A 26332-nucleotide genomic window follows, 5' to 3' on the forward strand; every position below is an offset into this window, starting at 1 on the left:
GTCAGTCCTCCGCGCCCTCGACGAGCACCCGGACCGTGGACAGCGAGGGGTCGGCGGTGTCCGGGACGTTCATCCCCGCCTCGACCCCCGTACGCAGGTACTCCAGCACCGGTTCGGTCAGGCGCTCACCGGGCAGCGCGGCGGGAATCCCGGGCGGGTACGGGGTCATCATCTCGGCGGCGATCCGGCCCGCCGCCCGTTCCAGGGGCACGTCCTCGACGGACCCGAAGTAGGCGTCACGCGGCAGGTGCACCTGCTCCATGCGCAGGTCCTCCGGCGAGGGGACGGCCACTTGGGAGCCGTCGGTCAGTTCCTCGGCGTGTTCGGCCAGGGAGTGCAGCGCGGTCAGCAGGTGCTCGGTGGTCTCGCGGGAGTCGGCGTGGGTGAGCTGGGCGCTGATCCGCCGGTGGTCGCACAGGTGCAGGTCGATGTGGTGCCGCTCGCGCAGCCAGTCGCCCGCGCGAAAGCCGGTGGGCCCCAGTTCGGTGATGTCGATGACGATCGGCAGCGGATCCAGGTCCGCGGCCAGCCCCGGGGCGACGAAGTCCGCACGGTCGTTGACGTGCATGCCCGGGATCTTCTCGATCTCCGCCCGCACCTGGTCCGCCAGGTGCAGCGCGTCGTCCAGGAGGTCGTGGCCGTGCAGGGCCATCTGCCGCCGCCAGCCGTCGAGTCCGGCGTAGATCAGGACCGAGGGGCTGGTCGTGCCCAGCAGGTCGGCCCGTGACTTCAGGACGGCCGGGTCGATCAGGTCGCCGCGCAGGTGGAACACCGAGCCCTGTTCGAGGCCGCTGCCCATCTTGTGGATGCTGGTCACGCAGACGTCGGCGCCGGCGTCCATCGCCCAGGACGGCAGCCGGGGGTGGAACGGCAGATGGGCGCCCCAGGCCTCGTCGACGATCAGCGGGCGCGACCTGGCGTGGCAGACCTCGGCGATGTCCCCGAGCGCCGCGCAGGTTCCGTACGGGGTGGGGCTGGTGACCAGCGCGCCGCGCGCGTCCGGATGCCGCTCGAACGCCTCCTCGAACGCACGGGCGCCCGGCGGGTGGGCCAGCCGCCGCTCGCGGTCCCAGTTCGGCTCGACCCAGATCGGCTCGATGCCGGAGAGGATCAGGCCGGAGACCACCGATTTGTGCGCGTCCCGGCCGATCAGCAGCTTCTCGTGCGGGCCCGCCACGGACAGCATCGCGGCCTTGACCGACAGGGAGCTGCCGCAGGTGGAGAAGAAGGTGTGCTCGGCGTGCACGGCGTCGGCCAGCAGTTCCTCGGCACGCTGGAGCACCTTGCCCGTACTGCGCCGGTCGTCCAGCCCGCCGGACGCCAGCACGTCCGAGAGGAACACCGCGTCACCCAGCACTTCCCGTACGCGGGGTCGGCACCGCGCGCCTGTTTGTGGCCGGGCGGGCTGAAGCCCAGCTCACCGCGGCGGTGGTAGTGCTCCAGTGCTTCCAGAACGGGGGCTTGTGTGTGGTCCGTGTCCATGAACCCATGAGTGCCTCGTGGGGCGGCCTTCCATTCCCCCTTCCGCCAGTACGGCCGGTGGGGCGACGTACCGCGGGAAGACCGGCGTCCGTACCGGCCGGAAGGCTCCCACCAGCGTCTTCCGCCCGTTGTCGGGGCTTTTCGTACGGGCCGCTCGTACGGCACCCGTACGGGGCGGGGGTACGGAACCCGTCCGGGAGACGCCGGGGGCGCATCGGGAGACCACACCGGCGCGCGCTGTGCCGTGCGCCCCAGCCAGCCGCCGGCGCACGGCTCTTCCCCCTGCCTCCCCACGCCTCCCCGTGCCTTCCCATGCCCTACCGCACGCGGGCGCGGACCGCCACCCGGCCCCCGCCCGGCGCATTCACCGGTTTGCGACCCGCCTTCCGTGGAGACCCGGATGCTCATGCGGATTCCCCTACGTTCCTGGCGGCGCTGGCGACAGCGGCCGACCCTGCATACCTCCATGAGTGCCGAGGACGTCGAGAGTGCCAGCAGGCGCTTCCTGCTCTACGGAGTGCTCCCCCTGTGGTTCGTGCCCAGCGTCGCGGACTGGGTGATGCACCGCAAAACCCGTATCCAGGACACCAGCGGCACCAAAGAATCGGCGATCCACGCGCTGATGATGACCGAGGCCGGCATTCCCGTGGTGGCCGGGCTCCTGGCGCGCATCAACCCGCTGGTCCTGTCCCTGATGGGCGGCGCGGCACTGGCGCACGGCGCGACCGCCCTGTGGGACGTCAAGGTCGCCACCGAGGAGCGCGAGGTGCGCCCGGTCGAGCAGCACATCCACAGCTTCCTGGAGGTGCTGCCGCTCTCGGCCGCCGCCTTCACCGCCGTACTGCACTGGGACAAGGTCCGCGCCACCGTGCGCGGCGGCGGCAGTCCCGACGACTGGAAGCTGCTGCCCAAGGAGCGCCCGCTGCCCGCCTCCTACCTGGCCGGCATCGCCGCCGCCGTGGCAGCGTTCGTCGCGCTGCCGTACGGCGAGGAGATGATCCGGTGCATCCGCGCGGAGCGGGCGCGGGCCACCGCCGAGCGCGAGCGCCTGCCGTTCACGGTCCTGGACGGGGCGAGGACGACCCCCGGGCGCAGGATTACGGCGACGGCCTGGCCGGGCGGAGGTGAGGGCGCAGGAGCGCCGCGGCGGGCTGTGGCGGCGGGTGACGGCGGCGGTGCCCGCACCCCGCCGCCCCGGGCCGCGCACTGCTGCCCCCGCCGCGCCCCGGCCGGTCTTCCACACCGCGCCACGGCCCGCCCTGCGGCCGGTCGTATGGCAGCCACCACCCCGCCCGCCACGGGCGAAAGACCAGGTCAGCCGGGTTCCGCTGCCACCACTGACCCTGTACCCGCTCGGCGGGCGAGGGCCCGAGCACGTGACGCTGGACGCGGCGGGCCGGGTGCTGACCGGCGTGGCCGACGGCCGCATCCTGCGCCTGGACCCCGACAGCGGCCGGGTGGAGACGGTGGTGCGGACCGGCGGCCGGCCGCTGGGACTCCAGCCGCTGCCGGACGGCCGGCTGCTGGTCTGCGACGCGGACCGCGGGCTGCTGCGGGCCGACCCCGCCGACGGCAGCGTCGAAACGGTGCTGCGGACGGCGGCCGGCGCACCGCTGCGGCTGTGCAGCAACGCCGTCACCGCCTCCGACGGCACCGTCTACGTCAGCGACTCCAGCGGGCGCTTCGGCCTGCGCGACTGGAAGGGCGACCTGCTGGAACACTCCGGTACGGGACGGCTGATCCGGTACGAGCCCGGTGGCGGCGCCGAAGTGGTCCTGAAGGGCCTGCAGTTCGCCAACGGCGTCGCGCTCGCGCCGGACGAGTCCTGCGTGATCGTCGCGGAGTCGGGCGCCTACCGGCTGACCCGGCTGTGGCTCACCGGCAGCAGGGCCGGGCACAGTGACGTACTCGCCGGTGACCTGCCCGGCTTCCCCGACAACCTCTCCACCGGCCCGGACGGGCTGGTGTGGGTGGCGCTGGCCGGTGCCAGGGACCCGCTGGTGGACGCCCTGCACCGCAGCGCGCCGCCGCTGCGCCGGGCCGCGTGGTCGCTGGCGATGCCGCTGCTGCCCCAGCGGCTGACCGACCCGCGCCGTACCGCGTGGGTCGTCGCGGTGGACGGCTCCGGGCGCGTGGTGCACGACCTGCAACGCCGTACCAAGGACTACCGCATGGTCACCAGCGTCTGCACGGACGGCCGCACGCTCTATCTGGGAAGCCTGACCGAAGGCGCGGTGGCGCGGGCGGAACTGCCCGCGGCGCCCACCGCACGCGCCGGTCCGTAGCACCGGCCGCACGCCCCCTCCCCGCTCCCGCGCCGGCCGCCGCGCGGGCGCCTGCCGTTTCCGGGCGCCCTGGGCCGTACCCGTTCGAGTTGTCCACCGGTCCGTACCCGTACCGGCCGCCGTCCCGTCCTCCCCGCTCGGCTCCCCTGTCCACTCCCGTCACCGGCCCCCACGGAACCCGCCACCATGAAACGCCTGTCCGTCCTGCCCCTGCTCCTCCTGGCCGCCGCCGCGTCGGCAGCGGCGGCACTGCTGGTCTCGCCGTGGTGGTGGGTGCCCGCCGCGGCCCTGCTGCCGCCGGCCGCGATGGCGGTGTGGGACGTGACGCAGCGCCGCCATTCGGTGCTGCGCAACTACCCGCTGCTCGGCCACATGCGGTACCTCCTGGAGGCCGTACGCCCGGAGATCCAGCAGTACTTCGTCGAGCGCAACTACGACGGCCGCCCTACGACCGCGACGTCCGCAGCATCGTCTACCAACGGGCCAAGGGCACCGAGGCCGAGGAGCCCTTCGGCACCGAACGGGACGTCTACGCCGAGGGGTATGAGTTCCTGGTGCCGTCCATGGCCCCGCGGCCCGTGCCCGAGGAACCGCCCACCGTACGGATCGGCGGCCCGCACTGCGCCAAGCCGTACGACATGGCCCTGCTGAACGTCTCGGCGATGAGTTTCGGCTCACTGTCGGCCAACGCGATCGAGGCGCTGAACCGCGGCGCGGCGCTGGGCGGTTTCGCCCACGACACCGGGGAGGGCGGGCTGTCGGAGTACCACCTGCGGCACGGCGGCGACCTGGTGTGGGAGATCGGCACCGGCTACTTCGGCTGCCGGACCCGCGACGGCGGCTTCGACCCGCGCGAGTTCGCCGACAAAGCCGCCCACGACCAGGTCAAATGCGTGTCGCTGAAGCTGTCCCAGGGCGCGAAGCCGGGCATCGGCGGAGTGCTGCCGGGCGGCAAGGTCAACGCGGAGATCGCCCGGGTCCGCGAGGTCCCCGAAGGACGTACGGTCATCTCCCCGCCGTACCACCGCGCGTTCTCCACCCCGCGCGAACTGATCCGCTTCCTGGCCCGGATGCGGGAGCTGGCCGGCGGCAAACCCGTGGGGTTCAAGCTCTGTGTCGGCTCCCGCCGCCAGTTCCTGGCGGTGTGCAAGGCGATGCTGGCGGAGGGCACCGGCCCCGACTTCGTCATCGTGGACGGCGCGGAGGGCGGCACCGGGGCCGCCCCGCTGGAATTCGCCGACCACCTCGGGGCCCCGCTGACCGAAGGACTGATCACGGTGCACAACGCGCTGGTGGGCGCCGGACTGCGGGAACACGTACGGATCGGCGCCAGCGGAAAGGTGGCCACCGGCACCGACATCGTCAAGCGCCTCCTCCAGGGCGCGGACTACACCAACGCGGCACGCACGATGATGTTCGCCGTGGGCTGCATCCAGGCGCAGCGCTGCCACACCAACACCTGCCCGGTCGGGGTGACCACCCAGGACCCACGGCGCGCGCGGGCCCTGCACGTCGGCGACAAGTCCCGGCGCGTCCACCGCTACCAGGAGGCCACGGTCCACAGCGCCCTGCAGATCATGGCCGCCATGGGCGTACAGCACCCGCGCGAGCTGCGTCCGCACATGCTGCACCGGCGGCTGGACCCGCGCACGGTCGCCTCGTACGGGGAGCTGTACGAGTGGCTGGAGCCGGGGCAGCTCCTGGACGGGCCGCCGGCCACATGGGCGGCGGACTGGGCCGCCGCGGACCCGGACCGCTTCGCCGTGTGACGGCTGTGCGGGGGTCCGGTGGCCGTTCAGGGCCTGTGTCCCGTGTCATGCGGAGACCGGCCGGGATGCAGGCGGACGGTTGGGGAGTGACAGTGGGGAACACGTTCGACATGACTTCACCCGACCCCGCTTGATCCCACCGGCCCGACCGGCCCGGCCCCCCTTGATCCCAACGACCCGACCCGTCCGGACCCACCCGAACCGGGGAGGCAGCACCGTGGACCCCGTGGCGGCGCTGGACCGGATCGCCTTCCTGCTGGAGCGGTCCGGGGCGCAGACCTACCGCGTACAGGCGTTCCGTAACGCCGCCGCCGTCGTGGCGGACCTGCCGGCCGGCGAAGCGGAGCGCCGGGCCGCCTCGGGGACGCTCGCGGCTCTGAAGGGGCTGGGTCCCAAGACCGCGGCGGTGGTGGCCCAGGCGCTGGCCGGAGGCGTACCCGGCTACCTGGCCCACCTGGAGGAGGAGGCTGCCCGGCCGCTGGCCGAAGGCGGCGAGCGGCTGCGCGCGGCGCTGCGCGGGGACTGCCATCTGCACTCCGACTGGTCCGACGGCGGCAGCCCGATCGAGGCGATGGCCCGGGGCGCGCGGGCGGTGGGGCACGAGTGGGCGGTGCTGACCGACCACTCCCCCGGCTGAAGATCGCCCGCGGGCTCTCCGCCGACCGGCTGCGCGAGCAGTTGGAGGTCGTCGAGCGGGTCAACGACCTGCTCGGGGACGGTTTCCGGCTGCTGACCGGCATCGAGTGCGACATCCTGGACGACGGGACGCTGGACCAGGAACCGGAGCTGCTGGACCGGCTCGACGTGGTGGTGGCCTCGGTCCACTCCAAGCTGCGGATGGACGGGGAGGCGATGACCCGCCGCATGGTGGTGGCCGCCGCCGATCCGCTCGTGGACGTCCTGGGGCACTGCACGGGCCGGCTCGTCACCGGGCGGGGCCGCCCGGAGTCCTCCTTCGATGCGGACATGGTCTTCGCGGCCTGTGCGCGCTTCGGTACGGCCGTGGAGATCAACAGCCGGCCCGACCGGCTGGACCCGCCCCGGCGGCTGATCCGGCGGGCCCTGGACGCCGGGACCCTGTTCGCCATCGATTCCGACGCCCACGCTCCGGGACAACTGGACTGGCAGATCTTCGGCTGTGCCCGCGCGGAGGAGTGCGGTGTACCGGCCGGGAGGATCATCAACACCTTCACGGCGGAGCAGCTCGCCACCTGGACGCGTACCCGGGAGACACCGGAGGCGACGCCGGGTGCGACAGCGAAGGGCGGACCGGACGGGACGCCGGGTGCGACAGCGAAGGGCGGACCGGACGGGACGCCGGGCGCGGCACCCGGCGCACCGGCCCGCCGGGCACCTCGTACGCGTCGTACGCGTACGGCATCCGGCACGCGCGAGGAAGCCGGTCCGCGTGAGGAAGCCGGCCGGCGCAAGGCGGCGGACGGGGACTGAGACCGGCCGCGGGCCGGAGGTTTTCACCGCGCCACCGTCGGTTACCCGCGCCAGGACACCCGTCCGAGGAGGTCCCCATGACCGAATACGGCTATTTCCTGTCCAGCGAGGAGCACCGCCCCGCCGATCTGGTCGAGCAGGCGCGGATGGCGGAACAGGCGGGATTCACCTCGCTGTGGATCTCCGACCACTTCCATCCGTGGAACGCCGCCCAGGGGCAGGCCCCCTTCGTCTGGTCGGTGATCGGAGCGCTGGCGGAGGCCACCTCACTGCCCGTCCAGACCGCCGTGACCTGCCCGATCATGCGTATGCACCCGGTCGTCACCGCGCAGGCCGCGGCCACCAGCGCGGTCCTGCTTGAGGGCCGCTTCCGGCTCGGCGTGGGCTCCGGCGAGGCGCTCAACGAGCACATCCTCGGCGATCACTGGCCGCAGGCGCCGGTGCGTCTGGAGATGCTGGAGGAGGCGATCCAGCTCATGCGGCTGCTCTTCGAGGGCGGCGAGGTCAGCCACCGCGGCAAGCACTACACGGTGGAGAACGCCCGGCTCTACACCGTCCCCGACCGGCCGATCCCCATCGACGTGTCGGCCTTCGGTCCGGCGGCCACCGAGCTGGCCGGGCGGCTCGGCGACGGGTTCGTCACCAACACCCCGGACGCGGACGGGGTCGAACGGTTCCGGCGCAGCGGCGGCGGCACCAAGCCCGCGTTCGGCGGGGTGAAGGTCTGCTGGGGCCCGGACCGCGAGGAGGCCGTACGGACCGCGCACCGGCTGTGGGCCGTCGAACAGCTCCCCGGCGAGCTCGCGCAGGTCCTGCCCACCCCGGCCCATTTCGAGCAGGCATGCGAACTGGTGCCGCCCGAGCGGGTCGCCGCGAACGTCACCTGCGGTAACGATGTCGAGGCCCATGTGAAGACGCTGGACGCCTACGCCAAGGCCGGCTTCGACACCGTACACGTCAGTCAGATCGGCCCTGACCAGCGCGGATTCTTCGACTTCTACCGTACGAAGGTGCTGCCGCAACTGGCCGGCTGAGGGGCCCGCGGGGGCTCCGGCGCGGCAGGCGGGAGGCGACCGGAGGTCGGCCGGGAAGGGTCCGGAAGCGGTCGGGAAGGGGTCCGAAAGCGGTCGGAACGCAGCCGCGAGGCCATTGCGAGGCAATCGGAGGAATCGCTTCCGTGTGGGCCCTGGTCCGCCGGGTACCCGGTGGGCGACCAACCGCCGCGGGCCGGCGCCATGGACGGACCCATGGGGCAGCGCCACGGATTCTGGAGGGAGTTATGCAACTCGGATTCCTCACGCCGGTGTTTCACCGCCCCGGCCCTTGGGCCAGCGTGTATTTCGGTACGGCTCAGCACACCGAGTCCACACCGGAGATGCGGGCGGTCGAAGCACGTAACGTGAGCCGCTATCTGGCCGCCCAGGGAGCCGAACAGGCCACCTGCGAGGCGGTCCACGACAAGCTCACATCTCTGGAACACTCCTCGGACCCCGCCGGGCGGGCCTTGTTCGCCTCGGGCGGCGAGGTCGTCCTGGACACCCCGCTGAGCGCTTCCCCGCCGCGCGGCGTCCAGGTCTCCTGGTCGACGCTGCCGCACGTCAGCCCGCTGGTCGAGCTGACCGGTGACGACCCGGTCTGTCTGATCGCCCGCATCGACCGGATGGGCGCGAACTTCTCGCTGCGCGGTGGGCGGGGCACCCGTTCGCTGGGGCAGGTGGACGGCCAGGACTGGCCCGTACACCGTACGTCGACCGCCGACTGGTCCGAGCGGCACTTCCAGACCGCGGTGGAGAACACCTGGGAGCACAACGCCGAGGAGATCGCCGGGGCACTGGCCGAATGCCAGCGGGACTCCGGGGCCGATCTGGTCATCCTGCTCGGCGATCCACGCGAGCGGCGTGCGGTGCACGACCGGCTGCCGCAGCATCTGCGGGCCGTGACGGTCGAGTCCGACCGCGGCGGCCGGGCCGCCGGGGCGCAGAGCGCCGCCCTGGAGGAGGAGCTGGAAGGTATCCGCACCGCGTTCGCGCGGCGGCACACCGAGGAGGAACTGCAGCGGTTCCAGGCCGCCCGCGGCCCCGCCGAGGGCCGGGTGGACGCCGTGGAGGGCGTACCGGCGCTGGTGGAGGCCGCACGCGAGCACCGCATCGCCGAGCTGATCCTCCAGCCCGACGGCGCCGATGTGCACCGTGAGGTGTGGGTGGGCCCCGAGCCGGACCAACTGGCGCTGCGCCGCTCCGAGAGCCAGTACCTGGGCGCGCCGGATCCGGTGTCCGCCCGCGCCGACGACGCGCTGCTGCGGTCGGCCGTGATGGCCGACTCGGAGGTGCTGGCCGTCCCCCGGGAGCCGGACACCCCAAGTCGCCGGGTCCGCCGGTCGGCGGTCTGGGCGCGCTGCTGCGCTGGCCCCAGCAGGAAGACGTGGCGGACGGGGCACATCTGGCGTGAGGGAGCGTGGGGAGGCGCGGAGGCGCGGAGGGCGTTGAAAGAGAGGGGCCGGAGGGCTTGCGGGTCTCTCCGGTCTCCGGCTGTCGGGCCCAGCCTTCCGGCTTCCGGCTTCGTACGGGACCGTACGGCCGTACGCCTAAACCTGCCCCCCGCCCTGCCCTCGCCCCCGCGTCATCAGGACCGTCAGCCCGGTGTCCGTGTCGCGCCAGTACGCCACCGCGTCGGCGACGACGCCCTCCGCGACGCCCCACTCGTCGGGCTCCGCCGCGGCGTACCCCTGCCAGTCGCTCATCACCAGCAGCCTGCCACGGGCCGCCGGGCACCAGGACAGATCGGTCAGACAGTCGGCGAGCGCGTCCCAGTTCCGGCCGAACCAGGCCGGCAGCCGCAGCGACCGGGCGCAGCGGTCCATGAACTCCGCCTTGTCCGCGACTCCTTCGAGGTCGAGTACGGCGGTGCTCCAGCCCGCCGTCCGCGCGGCGGACAGCGCCTGCTCCAGGGGCCGGTCGGCGGGCCAGGACAGCACCCCCGCGGGCGTACTGCCGTCGAGTACCGAGGCCAGCGACCGGGGCAGGGAGGGCGTCATCGCAGCACCGCCTTGAACGTCCGGTAGTGGTCCTCGGAGTAGAACGTCTCCCGGCCGTCGCCGGTGACCAGGCGCCGGGCGCCGCGGTCCTTGGAGCCCGGGGTGGGCACCGTGTACTCGTGGTAGTAGCCGCGCCGGTGCGCGGGCAGCCGGCGTTCGCGGTTGCCGAACACCACGCCGTCCTTCGGGTACGGGAACGGGCCGCCGGCATCGATGAGGCGCAGGGTCTCGCGCGCCTGCGCGGGGAGCCGGCCGGCCGGGACGGTCGGCATGCCGCGCGTCCAGTCGGGCGCCCCGGCCGCCTGCTTCCCGGACGTGCCCCCGGTCCGCGTCCCGCCGGTGCCGCCTCCGCTGTGGGAACAGCCGGTGAGCAGGACGAGAAGGCAGCTCAGCAGTGCGGCCAGGACACCGGGGAGCACCCGCCGGGCGGGAGGGATCGTCATGCGCCGATGCTGTCACAGCGCCGCGCCCGCCGCCCGCCCACGGGCCGCGGGTGCCCGGCGGGTGCCCGGCGGGTCCTGTACGGGTTCCCGGTGAGCGCCCGGGCCGTGCCGTTACGCCCCGCCCGGATTCGTACGCGCCGTGCCCTTACGCGCCGTCCCAGTCCGTACAGGCCCGTGCCCTTACGCCCCGTCCGGGTCCGTACGAGCCCTGCGCCTACGCCCCGTCCGGGTCCGTACGGTCCAGCGCGGGCCGCGGCCCCGGACCTGTCTCCAGCAGCAGGTGGTCGGCGGCGGCCGTGTCCGTCACCAGGCTCGTCACCAGCCCCGAGCGCAGCACCGCGCCGATCGCCGCGGCCTTGCGCCGGCCGCCCGCGATGGCGATGACCTCGGGGATCCGGCGCAGCCGGTCCGCCTCGACCGTGATGCAGCGCTCGCCCAGGTCGCGTCCGATACGGCGGCCCTCGGCGTCGAAGAGGTGGGCCGACATCTCGGCGGCGGCGCCGAGCGAGGCGTAGTGCTCGCGCTCTTCCTCCGAGAGCATGTCGTAGACCGTCGAGATGCCCGGCGCCCAGGAGCCGATGGACACGCAGGCGACGGTGACCTTGTCGAAGTATTCGAACGCGCGGGCGATGCCGGTCTGGCCGCGCAGTGCGGCGGCGGTCGCCGAGTCGGGCAGCAGCATCGGCGCGTAGATCGGGTGCGCCTCGCCGCCGGAGACGTCGGCCGCACGGCGCACCGCCTCCACCGAGCCGCGGTCGGCGGTGCCCGCGTCGTACACGCCCGTCAACTGCACGACCGTGCAGGGAGGGAGCCGGTTCAGGGCGGCTGCCATGTGGATGGTGGAGCGGCCCCAGGCCAGGCCGAGCACATCGCCCTCGGTGACCAGTTCCCCGAGGAGGTCGGCCGCCACCTCGCCGAGGTTCTCCGGGTCGGAGGAGTCGTCACCCGGCGCTCCGGCACCGGCGACACCCTGACCGCCGTGGGCCGCGTGGAGGCCGGCGGTACCGGCCGTCCCACCGCTCGCGCCGCTCGCGGGGACACCGGCGGTGGCGGCGTCGGCAGGCGACTCGACGACGACGGCGTGCCGCAGGCCGTACCGGGCCCGCAGGGCGTCCGAACGTTCGGCGTCCAGCTCCGCCGGGACACGGATCTCGATCCGTACGAGATCACGTTCCAGCGCCGTCTCCAGCACCCGTGCCACCTTGAAGCGGCTGACGCCGAACTCCTCGGCGATCTGGATCTTGGATTTGCCTTCCAGATAGAAGCGGCGGGCCATGGCCGCGGCCTGCACCAGCTCGGCGGGGCCCATTCCGGACAGCGGGCGGCTGGCAACCACGAGATTCTCCCCTTGTGCGCACCTGATCGAGTCTTTGCTCATCCTTGCAGAAACCCGAGGTGGTCGGGGACCACGTCGGCCCCCGGCCTTCGTGAACGCTCGGTTGCGGCCCGGACAACCGGACGTACGAGTGACCGCCGCGACCCATGAGCCTGGAGTTGCGGACGAACCGCCGCCCGGCCGGCCGACCACCCGGCCGCCTGGCTGCCCGACTCCCCGCCTCTCCGGCTCCCCGGCGTCAGTGCGCGCAGCCCCAGCCCGCCGCCGCCGTGGCGCTCTCGGCCTTGAGCCTCAAATCACGTACGGCCTTGGCCGGGTCGTCCGCGCCGTACACCGCCGAACCGGCCACGAACACATCTGCCCCCGCCTCCGCACAGCGCTCGATCGTGGATTCCGAGACCCCGCCGTCCACCTGGAGCCACAGCTCCAGACCGTGCTTGGAGATCAGCTCACGGGTGCGGCGGATCTTGGGAAGCATGATGTCCAGGAACGCCTGACCGCCGAACCCGGGCTCCACGGTCATGATCAGCAGCATGTCCAGCTCGGGCAGCAGATCCTCGTACGGCTCGATCGGCGTGGCCGGCTTGAGTGCCATCGAAGCCCGCGCGCCCTTGGCCCGGATCTCCCGCGCCAGCCGTACGGGCGCCGCCGCGGCCTCCACGTGGAAGGTCACCGAACCGGCTCCGGCCTCCACGTACTGCGGCGCCCAGCGGTCCGGGTCCTCGATCATCAGATGCAGGTCGAGGGGGGTGTCCGTCGCCTTGCGCAGCGACTCCACGACCGGGACGCCGAGCGTGAGGTTCGGGACGAAGTGGTTGTCCATGACGTCCACGTGGAGCCAGTCGGCGCCTTCGACGGCCTTCGCCTCCTCGGCGAGGCGGGCGAAGTCTGCGGACAGGATGCTGGGGTTGATCAAGGCCATACCTCCAGTATGTCCTGCCGCCTGTGGGAGGCCGAAGCGGGTGGGCGGGGGCTTGGGGTGCGGCACTTACGGCAGGGCGCCGGGCGACAGCGCGTACGGCGGTGGTTCAGCTCGCGGCCAGCCGGCGGGCCGCCGCGAGCAGGCGGTCCCGCTGCTCCCTGCTCACACGAACGGGATCGCCCTCCCGGTCCCACAGCTCCCGCAGGACCTCCCCGAAGCGGGCCAGCTCCTCGGGATGCCCCAGTTCGCACGCGGCCTCTTCCCAGATCAGGCGGGCACCGTCCACCGCGTCCAGGTCCCCGCGGACCATCCGGCCGGCCCACCACCGCGCCATCTCCCAGCGGGCCGCCGCCAGGTTCTCCGGGGTCGGCGGGACCAGCCCCAGCTCCACCAGCACGGCGTCGAACAGCTCGGCGACGTCATCGAGTTCGTTGCGCCCGAGCCCGGCCAGGTGCGCGAGGGACGGCGATACGCCGCCCGCGAGAAGGGCGTCCAGCGCCGCCTGGACGATCGCGGCCCGGTCGGCTCCGTACCAGCCGCCGAAGGAGCTGTCGCGGCAACGCCGGTCGGCCGCCAGACACCGGAGCGCGCTCAGGGCGACACCCACCGTCATCCGCGGCTCGCCGTCCGCGCACGCTCCCACGGCCGGGTCCGCTCCGCCCGTCCCCATCCGGTCGCCCGCTCCCCTCCGGTCCCCGTCCCCCATCGGGTCGCCCGTCCCCACCCGGCCCCGTCCTCGTCCGCTTAAGCCGTCCGTCGCAGCAGCGCCAGGTACATGGCGTCCGTACCGTGCAGGTGCGGCCAGAGCTGGATGTCCGGGCCGTCGCCCAGGGCCGGAACGCCCGGCAGCAGCGGGCGGGCGTCGATCCATTCGGTTTCCACGGCCGCCGCGCCGCCCCGACCCTTGAGGACGTCCTCGACCACGGCGCGCGTCTCGGCCAGGTGCGGCGAGCAGGTCGCGTAGCCGACGACGCCGCCGACACGGACGGAGGCGAGCGCCTGGCGGAGCAGTTCGCGCTGGAGCGGCGCGAAGCCGTCCAGGTCCTCGGGGCGGCGGCGCCAGCGTGCCTCGGGGCGGCGGCGCAGGGCGCCCAGGCCCGTACAGGGGACGTCCACCAGGACCCGGTCGAAGGAGCCGGGCCGCCACGCCGGGCGGGTGCCGTCGGCCGCGATGACCTCGTACGGACCGGGGTTGCCCGTCAGCGCACGGGCCACCAGGCGGGCCCGGTGCGGCTGCTTCTCGGAGGCCAGGAGGCGGGCGCCGCGCTGTGCCGCCAGGGCGGCCAGCAGCGCGGCCTTGCCGCCGGGGCCCGCACAGCCGTCCAGCCACAGGCCGTCGCTGCCTTCTACGGGTGCGTTGGCCAGCGCGAGTGCGACGAGCTGGCTGCCCTCGTCCTGTACGCCCGCGCGGCCTTCACGCACCGCGTCCAGCGCGCCGGGCTCTCCGCCTTCGGCGAGCCGTACCGCGTACGGGGACCAGCGCCCCGGCAGGGCGCCGCCCTCGCCCACGGCCCGCGTCAGCTCCTCGGCGGTGGACCGTCCGGGGCGTGCCACGAGCGTCACCTCGGGCCGCTCGTTGTCGGCCTCCAGCAGGTCCTCGATGCCGGCCCGGCCGCCGCCCAGCGCGTCCCACAGCGCGGAGACGACCCAGCGCGGGTGGGCGTGGACGATGCCCAGGTGCTCTTCGGGGTCCTCGTCGTAGTCCGGCGCGACCTGCTCCAGCCAGGCGTCCAGGTCATGGGCGGCGATCTTGCGCAGCACCGCGTTGACGAACTTCGCCCGGCCGTCGCCCAGGACGACCCGGGCCAGTTCCACGCTCGCGCTCACGGCGGCGTGCGTGGGGATGCGGGTGCCGAGCAACTGGTGCGCGCCCAGGCTCAGCACGTCCAGGACCGGCGGGTCGACCTCGCGCAGCGGCCGGTCCACGCAGCGCGCGATGATCGCGTCGTACGTGCCCTGCCGGCGCAGCGTCCCGTAGACCAGCTCGGTCGCCAGCGCCGCGTCCCGGCCGTCGAAGCCGCCGCTCTCGCGGGCCTTGCGCAGCAGCGGCGGCAGGACGAGGTTGGCGTAGGCGTCGCGCTCGTCGACGGCCCGCAGCGCCTCGAACGCGAGGATGCGTACCGGGTCCTTCTTCGGCCTGCGATAGGGCTTGCTGGGACGACGCGACTGACCGCTCACGAGAAATGTGCTCCGGGTGGGTGAGGAAATTCCACCCCAGCCTACGTCGGCCGGTCCGCGGGCACTCACCGGCGGGGTCGCCCGGGGCTCCGCGGCTCTTCCCCAGGGTTTCCCCGGAGATCCCCGGAGATTCCCCGGATTCCGGACCTCGGGGCTTCCCGGCTTCCGGGCTTTCCGGCCGTCCTCCGGTGCTACCCGTCCAGCCGCTCCCCCGCCGCGATCCGTACGCCGCGCGCCCAGTCGGCGCCCCGCATCGGCTTCTTGCCCTGCGGCTGCACCCACAGCAGCTCCACCGCGTGGCTGCCGGTGCCCACGTACACCGCCTTCTTGGTGACGGCGAGTTCGCCGGGCGCCAGGTCCGTACGGTCGGCGACCAGACCCACCGACATCAGCTTGAGCCGCTCACCGCGGAAGACCGTCCACGCGCCGGGCGCGGGGGCGCAGCCGCGTACCACCCGGTCCACGCGCAGCGCGGGCGCCGTCCAGTCCACCTTGGCGTCCTCGACCTCGATCTTCGGCGCGAGCGTGATGCCCTCGGAGGGCTGCGGCACGGCCTTGAGCGTGCCGTCCTCGATGCCGTCCATGGTGGCCGTCAGCAGCCCCGCCCCGGCCAGCGCCAGCCGCGTCAGCAGGTCGCCGCTGGTGTCGGTGGGCCGTACCTCCTCGGTCAGTACGCCGAACACCGGGCCGGAGTCGAGCCCTTCCTCGATGAGGAAGGTCGAGGCGCCGGTCACCTCGTCGCCGGCCAGCACCGCGTGCTGGACGGGGGCCGCGCCGCGCCACGCGGGCAGCAGCGAGAAGTGCAGATTGACCCAGCCCTTGGCGGGGATCTCCAGGGCCTTCTTCGGCAGCAGCGCGCCGTAGGCGACCACCGGGCAGCAGTCGGGGGCGATCTCCCGCAGCCGGGCGAGGAAGTCCTCATCCCGGGGCCTGGCGGGCTTGAGCACCTCGATTCCCGCCTCCTCGGCGCGCTCGGCCACCGGGCTGGCCACCAGCCTGCGTCCACGGCCGGCGGGGGCGTCGGGCCTGGTCACGACGGCGACGACATCATGCCGGTCCGAGGCGATCAGGGCATCCAGGGCGGGTACGGCGACCTCGGGGGTACCGGCGAAGACGAGCCTCATGGGTGGCGCACTACCTCTCACACGCTGCGGAAGGACGCACCAGTGTAGGGCGCCGGTCCACAGGGGGGCGTACGAATAGACGCGCGCCCCGTGGAGAAGCTCGTGCGCCCCCATACCGTGACCACAGCCGCTGCTGCCGCGTTGGTCAAACAGTATTGACCGTCGGGCCGCTCTGACGGCCCGCTCGTTTTCAGCTTTTTGTCATCTTCCTTTTCACCTCAACGCCGGTTCGAGAGGCTTGTTCATGGCCGACCACGCAACCCACGACGCCCAGGCGCGCGCCAGCCTGCATCTACTGGTCCGGGACATCGAGCGGGTCCGCCGGCAGGTGGACGCGCTGCGCACCCTGACCGCTCAGCTCGGCAACGTCTACCGCCCGCGACGCACCGGCCCGTCCGCGGGCTTCGTCGTCTACGGGCGCGCGCCGGCGCCGACCGTACGTCTCGCCCAGGAACTGCGGGACAGCGTCGAGACGCTCGTGACGGCGGCGGTGGACTTCGACCGCTCGCTGGGCTTCTCGTGGGACGCCGTGGGTTCGGCGCTCGGGGTCACCAAACAGGCGGTGCACCGGCGTTACGGTGCGCGCCGGGCCTCGGCCCAGCCCACCGCCGAGGGCGTGGAGGGGGTCCGTACGGCCGAGGTGCCGGCGGCCCGCGCCATGTCGGTGAGCCAGGGGCTGCCGGCCGCACCGTCCGTACCCGCCGCGCGCACCTTGCCGGGACATCCGGGCGTCCCCAGGGAGGAGGCCCGCCCCGGAGCCTTCCCCGGCCCCCGCAACGGCTGACGCACCGCCCGGCCGACACACCACCCGGCCGACGGTCGGCATACGGCCGGCATACGGCTGACGCCGCCCTCGCCGACGGCTGACGCGACGGCCGTGTCCACCCCCAGCCCCCCGGGGACTTCCTCACCGCTCCCTACAGTCCCCGGGGTACCCCCTCCCCCAAGCACGCCCGCACGATCGGCTACGGCTGCACGATGCGCTCGACCGCGGCCGTGACGAGCCGTTCGCGCTCCTCCTCCGAGAGCACCTCCGGCAGGGTGAGCTGTTCGACGATGAGCCAGTTGAACGCCAGATAGAGCAGTTTGACGGCAGTCGCGTCGCCGGGCAGGCCGGACTCCTCGTGATAGGCCATGTTGGCCTCGATGTCGGCGCGGACGCGCTCGGTCAGCACCGCGCGCAGCTTCGGGCGCCGGGTCGCCTCCAGACGCAGTTCGAGCAGCGCCAGATAGCCGGTTCGGAACGCGCTGACCCGGCCGACCACTTCACGCATCAGCACCGCGTAGGTCTCGCGGTCCGGGGTGCTCGCCCGTTGCCGCGCGATCGTCTCCTCGTCGGGCTGGAGCCGCTCGTAGACCCGGGCGCCGGCCTGGGTGAGCAGGTCGTCGCGGTTGGCGAAGTAGTTCGAGGCCGTACCCGGGGGCACCGCCGCCTCGATGTCCACGGCCCGGAAGGTCAGGCCCCGGGCACCCTCCTTGGCCAGGACCTCGATGGCCGCGTCGACGAGAGCCGCCCTCCGCTCCGGATTCCTGCGCACCATTGACACCACTCCATGTGTAGTACTACGTTTCAGACCACTACACGGATAGTACTGCACTAGGAGTTGTTTGCATGCGCAAGCTCGTCTACTACATAGGAACCTCTCTCGACGGCCGCATCGCGGGCCCGCGCGGCGAAGTGGATTTCTTCCCCACGGGTGACGAGGAACAGACCCGCGCGTACGCCACATGGATCAACGCGCGCCACCCCGAGACCGTCCCCACCGCCCTGCGCGCCCGGGTGGGCCTCGCCGACGCGCCCAACCTCCGCTTCGACACGGTCCTGATGGGCCACGGCACCTACCGCGCGGCACTCGACCACGGCACGCCGAGCCCGTACGCGCATCTACGCCAGTACGTGGTCTCCCGCACCCTGGGCACGGCGCCCGACCCGGCCGTGACCGTGGTCGACGGCGATCCGCTCGCGCTGGTCCGCGGCCTCAAGCGTGAGGAGGGCCGGGACATCTGGCTGTGCGGCGGCGGCCGGCTCGCGGGCGCACTGCTGCCAGGGATCGATGAACTGATCATCAAGAGCTACCCCGTGGTCGCGGGCTCCGGAACCCCGGTGTTCGACGGGGAGTTCGACCCCGCCCGCTTCGCCGTGACCGACCGCCACACCTTTCCCAACGACGTCACGGTCACCTGGTTCACGGCCCGACGGTGATCAGCGGTGCCCGGCAGCGCCGGGCACACGACAAGGCCACCCCGATCCCCGTAACGGAACAGGCCGGACCGGCCCCACCACACCGCACCACACCCCAGATGGCCCCTATCACCCCTCACCCCACATCAGGCGGATCGATCCGCACCCGAACCGGCTCCCCCTCCCTCTTGACCAGCCGGGCCGCACGCGCCGCCTTGAGCGCCGCGGCCAGGGCCGCGCCCTGCCCCGGCCGTACCCGCACCAACGCGCGCTCCCATGTCTCACCGGGCGGCGGATCACCCGGACGCCGCGGCCGGCCCGGGTCCACGGGCGGCATCGGTACAGGCCCCAGCACCTGGGCGCCCTCAGGAAGCTCCGCCGCCGCTATCAGCTCCCCGACGTCCTGCGCCCGGCCGCTCACCGATGCCATCCGCGACACCGGCGGGAACCCCAGCTCGGCCCGCTCCGCCAGTTCCCGTACGGCGTGCCCGACCGGATCCCAGCGGACCAGCGCCTGCACCGGCCGTACGGTCGCCTCCGCGATCACCGCGACCGTGCCGCCGTCCGCCTGCCCGCGCACCAGCGCTGCGGCGCCCAGCCAGCGCCGCAGCGCCTCTTCCCCCGCCCGCAGGTCCGGCCGCCCGAGCAGCGCCCAGCCGTCCAGCAGCAGTGCCGCCGCGTAACCGCCCTCCGCCACCGGCTCCGCGCCCGGCGTGCTCACCACCAGCGCGGGAGTACCCGGCACCGACTCCAGCACATGGTCACGTCCGGACGTCCGCACCGGCACCGCCGGGAACGCCCGCCCCAGCTCCTCCGCCGTACGCCGCGCGCCCACGATCTGCGCCCGCAGCCGCCGGCCCCCGCACTCCGTACAGTGCCAGGCGCTCTCCTCCCGGCCGCACCAGCCGCAGACCAGTTCGCCCGCGCCCCGTGCCTCCAGCGGGCCGGCGCAGGCCCGGCAGCGGGCGGGCTCGCGGCAGCGCTCGCACGCCAGCCTCGGTACGTACCCCCGGCGCGGCACCTGCACCAGCACCGGCCCGCTCTTGAGCCCCTCCCGCACGACCTGCCACGCCAGAGTCGGCAGCCGGGCGGCCCGCGCCGCCGCGTCCCGCGCCTCGTCGTCGTCCCCGACCGTACGGATCAGCGGCGCCGCGGCCCGTACCCGTTCACGGTCGGCGGCCAGCGGGCGCGCCCATCCGGTCTCGACCAGTTGCGCCGCCTCGACCGTGCAGCTCAGCCCGCCCAGCAGGAAGCCCGCCCGCTCGGTCACCGACCGCTGGAGCAGCACCTCGCGGGCGTGCGGCTGCGGGGCGTGCGGATCGCTGTGGCTGGAGTCGCCGTCGTCCCAGATCGCCACCAGCCCCAGGTCCCGTACGGGCGCGAACATCGCCGCCCGCGTCCCTATGACGGCCCGCACCGAGCCCCGGCTGACCGCCAGCCAGCGCCGGTACCGCTCCTCGGGGCCGGCGTCGGCGGTCAGCAGCACATGCCGGCCGGTGCCGATCAGCCGCGTCAGCTCCGCATCCACCCGCGCCGCCGCCCGCCCGTCCGGTACGACCAGCAGAGCGCCACGGCCGGACGCCAGCGCCGCGGCCATCGCCCGCGCCAGCTCGGCAGGCCAGTGCGGCCCCGGCAACGCCGTCCACACAGCCCGCGGCGTCCCCCCACGCGCCAGCGCCTCCAAGAACCCGGGGCCCGCCGCATACCGCCCCCAACTCCCTTCCTCCGGCGGGGCGTTCGGCGGCAACGGCGCGGGCGACTCCTTCGCCTCCACCCGCGCCCGGCGCGGCGGCACGGCGAGCTGGACGACATCGGCGAGCGTGCCGGCGTACCGGTCCGCGACGGCCCGGCACAGCGCGAGCAGCTCCGGCGTGAGCACCCGCTCGGGCGAGAGCACCTGCGCCACCGGGGCCAGCACCCCGCGGAAGTCGCTCTCGGCGACCCGCTCGACGATGAACCCGCTGACGAGCTTGCCCCCCTCGCGCCGCCCGCCCTTCTCTCCGGCCCCGAACCGCACCCGCACCCGCACCCCGGGCTGGGCCTGCTCATCCATGGCGGCCGGCACCGCGTAATCAAACAACCGGTCGAGATGCACCAGCCCCTTGTCCACCAGCACCCGCGCCACCGGCAGCTCCGCCGCCAGCTCCGCCCCCCGCCACGTACGCGGCCGGGCCCGCGAAGCCTTCACCTCCCGCACCGTCTCCCGAATCAGCGCAAGCTGCTCCCCCGGCCGCCCTCCGACCCCCTGCCCCTCATCCGCGCTGCTCACAGCACCAGTCCTACCAGAGCCCACTGACAGCGCCCGTCACCAGCCACGATGACCGGATGACCTCCGGCACGGCAAAGCACCGACGAAAGGGGCAGAAAAACTGCGGAAACACCATCTACGGTCCCGCCCCGGGCGCCTGAGACCGACTGTGCGACATCCCGTGAGTTCCTCTGAGCTCTGCTGACTCCCTGGGCCCCTGGCCAGGGGGTTCTTCCTCCTTCGTGTGCTTTGGTGGCCTGTGACGTAACTTCGGGATTCTTGAAGCGTTCTCATCTCGTCCGACCGATTCGCAGTCGGGTTGAAGATGAGGAGGCTCGGGTTGGCGGCGCTGGCAGTCGTACGGGACCTGCGTGAGCACTGGGCGCCCGCGTCGGCTGAGGAGCTGGAGCGGTTCGAGACCGATGTGCTGTCCGGGTTCGTCCTCGCGCGGGCCTCGGCAGGTCTGGCGGACGGCACGATCCGGGGGGACGTCGGGCACCTGGAGCAGATCAGGACCTGGTTCGGCCGGCCCTTGTGGGACATGGAGCCCGCCGATGCGGACGTGTACTTCGGGAAGGTGCTGCGGCACTCGCCCAGCGGTACTCGGCTGGGCCGGTCGCAGGCGCTGAGCACGTACTTCATGTTCTTGGAGCTGCGGCACAAGGTCGAGATCCACCGGATGACCGGCCGGGTGGTCGAGTGCCCGATCGACGAGATGAACCGGCCGCGCGGGGCCAAGGACGCCCAGCTGCGGATCCCGCCGAGTGAGCCGGAGATCGGGACGTTGTTCACCGGCTGGGGCGGCGAGCTGGCCACCTGCCGGAAGTTCGCCCCCACCGCCCGGAACTACACCGCCTCGAAGCTGATGTCCCAGCTCGGCCTGCGGGTGAGCGAGGCATGCGGGCTCGACCTGGACGACATCAAGTGGGACCTGGGCCGCTTCGGCAAACTCCACGTCCGCCACGGCAAGGGGGCCCGTGGCTCGGGGCCGCGCGAGCGGATGGTGCCGCTGATCAACGGTGCCGACCGGACACTGCGGTGGTTCATCGAAGACGTGTGGGGCCAGTTCGACGACGATCACACTCGCCCTGGTGCCCCGCTGTTCCCCTCCGAGCGCAAGAACACCGACGGCTCCGCCCGCCGGGTCGGCGACGACGCCCTGCGCAACGGGCTCGACAACGCGGTCCAGGCTCATCTGGCGAGTTGAACGGACAGGTTGACACCGCACGTCCTGCGGCATTTCTGCGCGTCCCAACTCTACCGAAACGGGCTGGACTTGCTCGCGATCCAGGAGGTCTTAGGACATTCCTGGATCGCTACGACCATGCGGTATATCCACGTGCAGCAGACCCGGGTCGAGGACGCCTGGGTCGCCGGGATGGAACGGGCCGCGAAGCGGCTGGAAGGACTGGCCCGATGAGGTGGAACCTGCGGCTGACCGCCGCGAACAAGGGTATCTGGAAGGCGTCCGAACTCCAGAGGAGCCTGGCCGAGCACGGCCTGGTGATCTCGGCCGGCAAGATGTCCGGGCTGTGGTCCGGGCAGCCGGTCTCGCTCAAGCTGGAGGACCTGGACGTCATCTGCGTGGTCCTCGGCTGCGAGATCGGAGACCTGCTGATCCCCGAACCGGAGAAGGTCCGCCGCCCTGGCCAGGCAGAGGAGACCGAACGGGCCGCGGTCGGTGCGGGAACCGCCGCACCGAAGGTGATCCCCAAGCGCCGGGACGGCCGGTCGCTGCCGCCGGAGTGAGCCGATGGCACGGTTCCCGAAGGGCTACGTCAAGCCCACCGACTCCTGCGACAATTGCCTGGCCTGGGGAAACTTCAGCGGCCGCCTCTGCCCCACCTGCTACATGTTCGGCCGCAGCCACAATGTGGCCGCATGCACCGGCTGCCGCCGCGTCCAGCCGCTGAAGTGGAACTACTGCCGCCTGTGCTGGTGCCAGGCCCGCCTCGGTGCGAAGGCCGTCGGCGGCCGGCCCACGGACGAGACGGACGTGCGGGACCGGCTCGCCGCCGTCCGGCATCACCAACTGTTCTTCGTCGGGATGCACTACCGCAGGAAACCGACCCCCGCGGCTCGGACGCGAGGAGGACGGCGGGGAGCCCCGCGCAAGCCGCCTCCTGCACCGGCCTGGCGCCCGGATCCCGGCTGGCGGCAGCTACCGCTGTTCGCCCAGATTCCCCGTGACTACAGCCGGCTCGCCCTGGCCGACGTTGACCTGGCCAGCCCGTGGCTGGCCTGGGCGAAGTACTTCGCCCACCGGCTCGCCGAGGCCCGCGGCTGGGGACGCAACATCCGCTTCGCGGTCAACCGCGGCCTGGCCCTCGTCCTCACCGGCCACGTCGAGGGCGACGTCATCCGGCACACGGAGATCTTCGCCCCGCTGCGGGCCCTGGACCTGCCGGTCGGCCACACCGTCACGGTCCTGGACGGGATGGGGATCTTCGAGGACGACAGCGAACCCTCCTTCGAGCGCTGGCTCGCCCAGAGGCTGGAGGATCTCGCGCCCGGTATCCGCTCGGAGGCCGAGCGCTGGACCCGCGTCCTGCGCGACGGCGGCCCCCGCAGCCTCCCGCGACGGGAAGGCACGGTCTGGCTCTACCTCAGCCGGGTCCGCCCGGCCCTGCTGGAATGGTCAAGCCCCTACGACCACCTGCGCGAAGTGACCCGCGACGACGTCCTCACCTACATCAAGACCCTGCACGGCCACCAGCGCCACGACCAACTCGTCGCCCTGCGCTCGCTGTTCACGTGGGCCAAGCGGAGCGGACTGATCTTCCGCGACCCCACCAGCCGGATCAGGGTCGGGCAATACGAGTACGCCGTGCTGCAACCGCTCGTCCCCGAGCAGGTCGACCGCTCCGTCGCGGCGGCCACCACCCCGGCGACGCGGCTCATCCTCGCCCTCGCAGCGGTCCACGCCGCCCGGGGCGCCCAGATCGCCACCCTCATGCTCGACGACGTCGACCTCGGCAACCGTCGGCTGACCATCGCCGGACGTGTCCGCCCGCTGGACGACCTCACCATGCAGCTGCTGCTGGACTGGCTGGAGCACCGGCACCGACGATGGCCGAACACCGCGAACCTCCACCTACTGATCAACAACCAGACCGCCAACACCACCAGCCGGGCCAGCAACCACTGGATCAGCGCTGCGATGCGCGGGCAGGACGCGACCCTGGAGAGACTCCGCGTCGACCGGCAGCTCGAAGAAGCCCTGGTCAAAGGCCCCGACCCACTCCACCTCGCGGAAGTCTTCGGACTCGACGAGAAGACCGCGATGCGCTACGCGGAATCCGCACGTGCCCTGCTGGAGCAGGCCGCCGAGCAGCAATCGCCGTGAAACCCGCTCGACCTGGTCACCTCCTTGAAGAGATCTTTGGGCATGGAGTTTTTCTGCTACCACCGCGACCGGCCCGCCTCCCTGCCACTGCGCTACGAGCTGGGGGAAGAGCATTGGTCCTACATGGACCAGTACGCGAAGGAGATGATCGCCAGGGGCCCGACTCTCGCCGACGACGGCGACACACCCACCGGCAGCGTGCACATCCTCGACCTGCCCGATCCCGCTGCTGCCCGCACATTCGCGTTCGACGAGCCGAACTACCAGGCCGGCGTCTACCGGGACGTGCTGCTACGACGGTGGAGCAACATGCTGGGGCGCACGATGTGGGACTTCCCCGGCGGCCGGACCGGTGGCAACCGGTATCTGGTGATCGGCCTCGGCACGGGACAGGCCGCCGACCTCGAAGTGCCGCCCGACCGGAATGAACTGATCGCCTACGGACCGCTGCTGTCCGACAACGGCGCCACCTGGCTGGGCACCGCGGCGGTGGTCCGAGCGCCGGACCCGGACACGGCACGCGCCATCCTGACCCCGGACCGGTACGCCGACATCGAGGTGCACAACTGGCAGTTCGGCGGGCGACCGTCATAGCCGAGGACCTCCGGCCGACGCCATCGCCGAAACCCTTCGGATCGCCCAGCAACCTCGTGTTTCCCCGAACCCACGGATGCACCGGCCTGACGCACACCGGTGAACCCGTGGGTTCGCGCTGAAGAACCTTCAGTTTCCGCGAACTCGCGGGACTCAGCGGGTGTGAGTAGCTGCGGTACAGAAAGTACCGTCGAGATTGACCATGGTTGGCCAGCACACGGGATGATCTGCACCGCCCGCTACATCGGCCGGTTCCGCGAGGGCCGGTGCGAGGGCGTGGCCGATGCCCTCGGTGGCACCGGTGATCAAGGCGCGGATCGCTTCTCCGCCTTCGGGGCGGTGTCGGGGGCCCAGAGGAAGGAGAAGCGCTCCATGACGTTGCTGCGCTCCGTGTTGTGGAAGGCTGCGATCCGCCAGGTGTCGTCGGTGTCGCGGACCAGGGTGAAGGTCGTCACCTTCGCGAGTTCGTCCGCGCCGGGCTTGTCACCGGTGTAGTCGGCGCCGCGGCTGGTGGGGACGGCGACGTCCTTGGTCAGGAAGCGCATGTCGAGGTACCTGGCGGCGAGCTTGCTGTCCTTGAGGAAGCCCTTGAAGAGCGCGCGGTGGCTAGCGGTGATGTCGGCGCGGCCCTCGTAGTGGCTGCCGATGTAGGTGGTGTACGTGCCGTTCTCGGTGAACTGGCGGCCGTACGCCTCCACGTCACCGCGCTCCCAGGCGCCGGCGAGGGCGTCGAGGGTGGCGCAGACGGCCTTGCCGTCGCGGCGGTCGGCGTCGGCCGGGATCACCTCGCCGCAGGTTTCGGCACCGGTGCGCTGCACGTCGGAGGTGGCGTCGAGATAGACATAGGTGCCGGCCCCGCCGAGGGCCAGGACGAGAGTGGAGACGAGAGCGATACATCCAGTTCCGTCAGCGCCTGCCCTATGCCGGCAGCAGGAGCTCGCAGTGGCTCTTCCCTGGCCGTCAGCCCGGACAGCCCATGAATCCGGTCAGCCTCCAGGTTCATCTGCCAGCTCGTCCTCCGGGCCCCAGCTCCCGTCAGCGCGAAGGCGCTCGGTTACCACGACAAGACAGCCACTCGCTTGGTCACCGAAGCCGGAGGACATGGAGCCGATACGCCCCAGGCGTCCACCAGCGATGAAGCGCGGTACTCATGCTGGGTCCGCTGAGCCTCGTTTGTCCTCAACATGGACGACGTGAAGTTCGGTGCCGTCCCGATGGCGCTTGGAACGCCCCAACAGTCCGACAGCGATCTGTGACTGATCCTGAGGCTCATCGGGGCCGACATAGGTAAGGACGTCATTGTGATGCCCGGTGACGACCCATCCCTCGACGTCCTTGAGGTCGATCATCCCAAAGTCTCCTGCCGAGGATCCGGCATGCGCCGGGCCGAACTTCCTCAGGAGGTCGGTGGCCTGTTCAGCAAGCTCCCCTTCCGGAGCCGTCAGCACGACACAAGTGCCATGCTCGAACAGCACCCACGACTTGCGAGGGTCGGTGAGAAGCCGCTGCCAGACGTCTACCAGTATCTCGGTGTTCACGCTGGCATCATGCCGCAGAGCACCGACACAGGGTGACGATCGGCCGACGGCTACGACGAATACGCGACTCTTGAACATGCGGGCCTACCAGGCTCACACCCGGAAGCCGCCGTCGGCCCGCCGCACGAGGTGGGTGGTGGTTCCGGTGGCCTCCCGGATTCCGGGCGGGGAGGTGCCGGCCGCGGGAGTCCTGGTCGGCCGCCGTCGCCGACAGCGGCAGGCGGCCTGATGCTGCGGGAAGTCGTACGGGTCGTACGGGAGCAGCCGCCAGGCGCGGTCGGCGCGCAGACGGTGGCCCTGGCCGCCCCGCGCCGGGTGGGGAGTTCGCCGGGCTTCGGGGAGCGGCTCGCCGGGGCTTGTTCGCGCGAGTTTTGGAAAAGTCGGACGGTGATGTCGAGATCC

At 72.5% G+C, this 26332-nt stretch carries 20 protein-coding genes and 5 pseudogenes; 13 read left to right on the top strand and 12 right to left on the bottom strand.

Annotated features, from left to right (window positions below; all coding sequences use genetic code 11):
• Position 1: 1 nt before the first annotated feature.
• Positions 2 to 1482, bottom strand: a pseudogene (locus KGS77_RS04145) (ornithine decarboxylase).
• Positions 1483 to 1948: 466 nt separating this feature from the next.
• On the opposite strand from KGS77_RS04145, the pseudogene KGS77_RS04150 reads away from it, so the two are divergent.
• The 6 genes and pseudogenes from KGS77_RS04150 to KGS77_RS04175 all read left to right on the top strand — a co-directional run.
• Positions 1949 to 2509 (top strand): annotated as a pseudogene (locus KGS77_RS04150) (diguanylate cyclase); the annotation flags it as partial.
• Between the two features lie 97 nt (positions 2510 to 2606).
• Positions 2607 to 3767: an SMP-30/gluconolactonase/LRE family protein gene (locus KGS77_RS04155; RefSeq protein ID WP_347404436.1), complete on the top strand. Its 1161-nt coding sequence runs from the start codon at positions 2607 to 2609 to the stop codon at positions 3765 to 3767.
• Between the two features lie 186 nt (positions 3768 to 3953).
• Positions 3954 to 5536: pseudogene (locus tag KGS77_RS04160) on the top strand (FMN-binding glutamate synthase family protein).
• A 217-nt stretch (positions 5537 to 5753) separates the two neighbouring features.
• A pseudogene (locus KGS77_RS04165) lies at positions 5754 to 6763 on the top strand (PHP domain-containing protein); the annotation flags it as partial.
• A gap of 299 nt (positions 6764 to 7062) precedes the next feature.
• Positions 7063 to 8019 carry a TIGR03557 family F420-dependent LLM class oxidoreductase gene (locus KGS77_RS04170; protein ID WP_242578734.1) on the top strand — a complete coding sequence of 319 codons (957 nt, stop codon included), beginning with the start codon at positions 7063 to 7065 and terminating at the stop codon, positions 8017 to 8019.
• Positions 8020 to 8264: 245 nt separating this feature from the next.
• Positions 8265 to 9433: pseudogene (locus KGS77_RS04175) on the top strand (Vms1/Ankzf1 family peptidyl-tRNA hydrolase).
• A gap of 136 nt (positions 9434 to 9569) precedes the next feature.
• Here KGS77_RS04175 and KGS77_RS04180 read toward each other — a convergent pair.
• The 7 genes from KGS77_RS04180 to fmt all read right to left on the bottom strand — a co-directional run bounded on the left by KGS77_RS04180 (position 9570) and on the right by fmt (position 16022).
• Positions 9570 to 10019 carry a barstar family protein gene (locus KGS77_RS04180; protein WP_242578735.1) on the bottom strand — a complete coding sequence of 150 codons (450 nt, stop codon included), beginning with the start codon at positions 10017 to 10019 and terminating at the stop codon, positions 9570 to 9572.
• The gene (locus KGS77_RS04185; RefSeq protein WP_242578736.1) at positions 10016 to 10462 is read right to left on the bottom strand and encodes a ribonuclease domain-containing protein; all 447 of its coding nucleotides are present in this window, start codon (positions 10460 to 10462) and stop codon (positions 10016 to 10018) included. The genes KGS77_RS04180 and KGS77_RS04185 overlap by 4 nt, the downstream gene beginning before the upstream one ends.
• Before the next feature lie 214 nt (positions 10463 to 10676).
• Positions 10677 to 11771 carry a sugar-binding domain-containing protein gene (locus KGS77_RS04190; protein ID WP_242587286.1) on the bottom strand — a complete coding sequence of 365 codons (1095 nt, stop codon included), beginning with the start codon at positions 11769 to 11771 and terminating at the stop codon, positions 10677 to 10679.
• Positions 11772 to 12036: 265 nt separating this feature from the next.
• Positions 12037 to 12720, bottom strand: a complete 684-nt coding sequence (rpe, locus tag KGS77_RS04195) for a ribulose-phosphate 3-epimerase (protein ID WP_242578737.1) — start codon at positions 12718 to 12720, stop codon at positions 12037 to 12039.
• Positions 12721 to 12826: 106 nt separating this feature from the next.
• Positions 12827 to 13390, bottom strand: coding sequence for a hypothetical protein (locus KGS77_RS04200; protein WP_242578738.1), 564 nt, complete (start codon positions 13388 to 13390; stop codon positions 12827 to 12829).
• Between the two features lie 74 nt (positions 13391 to 13464).
• A complete protein-coding gene (locus tag KGS77_RS04205; RefSeq protein ID WP_242578739.1) occupies positions 13465 to 14898 on the bottom strand; it encodes a transcription antitermination factor NusB in 1434 nt (477 codons plus the stop codon).
• Positions 14899 to 15089: 191 nt separating this feature from the next.
• Positions 15090 to 16022 (bottom strand): methionyl-tRNA formyltransferase, encoded by a 933-nt coding sequence (fmt, locus tag KGS77_RS04210; protein ID WP_242578740.1) that lies wholly within the window; start codon positions 16020 to 16022, stop codon positions 15090 to 15092.
• Positions 16023 to 16266: 244 nt separating this feature from the next.
• On the opposite strand from fmt, the gene KGS77_RS04215 reads away from it, so the two are divergent.
• A complete protein-coding gene (locus tag KGS77_RS04215) occupies positions 16267 to 16806 on the top strand; it encodes a hypothetical protein (protein WP_242578741.1) in 540 nt (179 codons plus the stop codon).
• A gap of 181 nt (positions 16807 to 16987) precedes the next feature.
• On the opposite strand, the gene KGS77_RS04220 is transcribed toward KGS77_RS04215, so the two are convergent.
• Positions 16988 to 17563: a TetR/AcrR family transcriptional regulator gene (locus tag KGS77_RS04220; RefSeq protein ID WP_242578742.1), complete on the bottom strand. Its 576-nt coding sequence runs from the start codon at positions 17561 to 17563 to the stop codon at positions 16988 to 16990.
• A gap of 71 nt (positions 17564 to 17634) precedes the next feature.
• Here KGS77_RS04220 and KGS77_RS04225 point away from each other — a divergent pair, with 71 nt between their 5' ends.
• Entirely contained in the window at positions 17635 to 18225 is a 591-nt protein-coding gene (locus tag KGS77_RS04225) for a dihydrofolate reductase family protein (protein ID WP_242578743.1), read from the top strand.
• A 115-nt stretch (positions 18226 to 18340) separates the two neighbouring features.
• Here KGS77_RS04225 and KGS77_RS04230 read toward each other — a convergent pair whose 3' ends face one another.
• On the bottom strand, positions 18341 to 20473 hold the full coding sequence (locus tag KGS77_RS04230) for a primosomal protein N' (protein WP_242578744.1): 2133 nt from the start codon (positions 20471 to 20473) through the stop codon (positions 18341 to 18343).
• A gap of 319 nt (positions 20474 to 20792) precedes the next feature.
• On the opposite strand from KGS77_RS04230, the gene KGS77_RS04235 reads away from it, so the two are divergent.
• Genes KGS77_RS04235 through KGS77_RS04255 form a run of 5 tightly spaced genes read left to right on the top strand, consistent with a single transcriptional unit; the run spans position 20793 to position 24392 of the window.
• The gene (locus tag KGS77_RS04235; protein WP_242578745.1) at positions 20793 to 21659 is read left to right on the top strand and encodes a site-specific integrase; all 867 of its coding nucleotides are present in this window, start codon (positions 20793 to 20795) and stop codon (positions 21657 to 21659) included.
• Between the two features lie 9 nt (positions 21660 to 21668).
• Positions 21669 to 21872 (top strand): tyrosine-type recombinase/integrase, encoded by a 204-nt coding sequence (locus tag KGS77_RS34545; protein WP_277994182.1) that lies wholly within the window; start codon positions 21669 to 21671, stop codon positions 21870 to 21872.
• Positions 21869 to 22201 carry a helix-turn-helix transcriptional regulator gene (locus KGS77_RS04245; RefSeq protein ID WP_069816392.1) on the top strand — a complete coding sequence of 111 codons (333 nt, stop codon included), beginning with the start codon at positions 21869 to 21871 and terminating at the stop codon, positions 22199 to 22201. Before KGS77_RS34545 ends, KGS77_RS04245 begins: the two co-directional genes overlap by 4 nt.
• A gap of 4 nt (positions 22202 to 22205) precedes the next feature.
• Positions 22206 to 23798, top strand: a complete 1593-nt coding sequence (locus KGS77_RS04250) for a hypothetical protein (protein ID WP_242578746.1) — start codon at positions 22206 to 22208, stop codon at positions 23796 to 23798.
• A 42-nt stretch (positions 23799 to 23840) separates the two neighbouring features.
• Positions 23841 to 24392 (top strand): YciI family protein, encoded by a 552-nt coding sequence (locus KGS77_RS04255; RefSeq protein WP_242578747.1) that lies wholly within the window; start codon positions 23841 to 23843, stop codon positions 24390 to 24392.
• A gap of 305 nt (positions 24393 to 24697) precedes the next feature.
• Here the strand turns inward: KGS77_RS04255 and KGS77_RS04260 are convergent, their stop codons facing one another.
• Together KGS77_RS04260 and KGS77_RS04265 are read right to left on the bottom strand one after the other, a co-directional pair.
• Positions 24698 to 25210 carry an SgcJ/EcaC family oxidoreductase gene (locus tag KGS77_RS04260; RefSeq protein WP_242578748.1) on the bottom strand — a complete coding sequence of 171 codons (513 nt, stop codon included), beginning with the start codon at positions 25208 to 25210 and terminating at the stop codon, positions 24698 to 24700.
• 330 nt (positions 25211 to 25540) lie between these two features.
• Complete coding sequence (locus KGS77_RS04265; protein WP_242578749.1) at positions 25541 to 25930, bottom strand: hypothetical protein; 390 nt, start codon at positions 25928 to 25930, stop codon at positions 25541 to 25543.
• Between the last annotated feature and the right edge of the window lie 402 nt (positions 25931 to 26332).

The sequence above is a fragment of the Streptomyces sp. MST-110588 genome (assembly GCF_022695595.1).
In the GTDB taxonomy this organism is placed as follows: Bacteria; Actinomycetota; Actinomycetes; order Streptomycetales; family Streptomycetaceae; genus Streptomyces.

Coding starts and splice junctions, on each gene's coding strand:
- KGS77_RS04170 (WP_242578734.1), top strand. CDS start 7,063: ATGACCGAATACGGCTATTTCCTGTCCAGCGAGGAGCACCGCCCCGCC.
- KGS77_RS04180 (WP_242578735.1), bottom strand. CDS start 10,019: ATGACGCCCTCCCTGCCCCGGTCGCTGGCCTCGGTACTCGACGGCAGT.
- KGS77_RS04185 (WP_242578736.1), bottom strand. CDS start 10,462: ATGACGATCCCTCCCGCCCGGCGGGTGCTCCCCGGTGTCCTGGCCGCA.
- KGS77_RS04190 (WP_242587286.1), bottom strand. CDS start 11,771: ATGGGCCCCGCCGAGCTGGTGCAGGCCGCGGCCATGGCCCGCCGCTTC.
- rpe (WP_242578737.1), bottom strand. CDS start 12,720: ATGGCCTTGATCAACCCCAGCATCCTGTCCGCAGACTTCGCCCGCCTC.
- KGS77_RS04200 (WP_242578738.1), bottom strand. CDS start 13,390: ATGGGGACGGGCGGAGCGGACCCGGCCGTGGGAGCGTGCGCGGACGGC.
- fmt (WP_242578740.1), bottom strand. CDS start 16,022: ATGAGGCTCGTCTTCGCCGGTACCCCCGAGGTCGCCGTACCCGCCCTG.
- KGS77_RS04215 (WP_242578741.1), top strand. CDS start 16,267: ATGGCCGACCACGCAACCCACGACGCCCAGGCGCGCGCCAGCCTGCAT.
- KGS77_RS04220 (WP_242578742.1), bottom strand. CDS start 17,563: ATGGTGCGCAGGAATCCGGAGCGGAGGGCGGCTCTCGTCGACGCGGCC.
- KGS77_RS04225 (WP_242578743.1), top strand. CDS start 17,635: ATGCGCAAGCTCGTCTACTACATAGGAACCTCTCTCGACGGCCGCATC.
- KGS77_RS04245 (WP_069816392.1), top strand. CDS start 21,869: ATGAGGTGGAACCTGCGGCTGACCGCCGCGAACAAGGGTATCTGGAAG.
- KGS77_RS04250 (WP_242578746.1), top strand. CDS start 22,206: ATGGCACGGTTCCCGAAGGGCTACGTCAAGCCCACCGACTCCTGCGAC.
- KGS77_RS04255 (WP_242578747.1), top strand. CDS start 23,841: ATGGAGTTTTTCTGCTACCACCGCGACCGGCCCGCCTCCCTGCCACTG.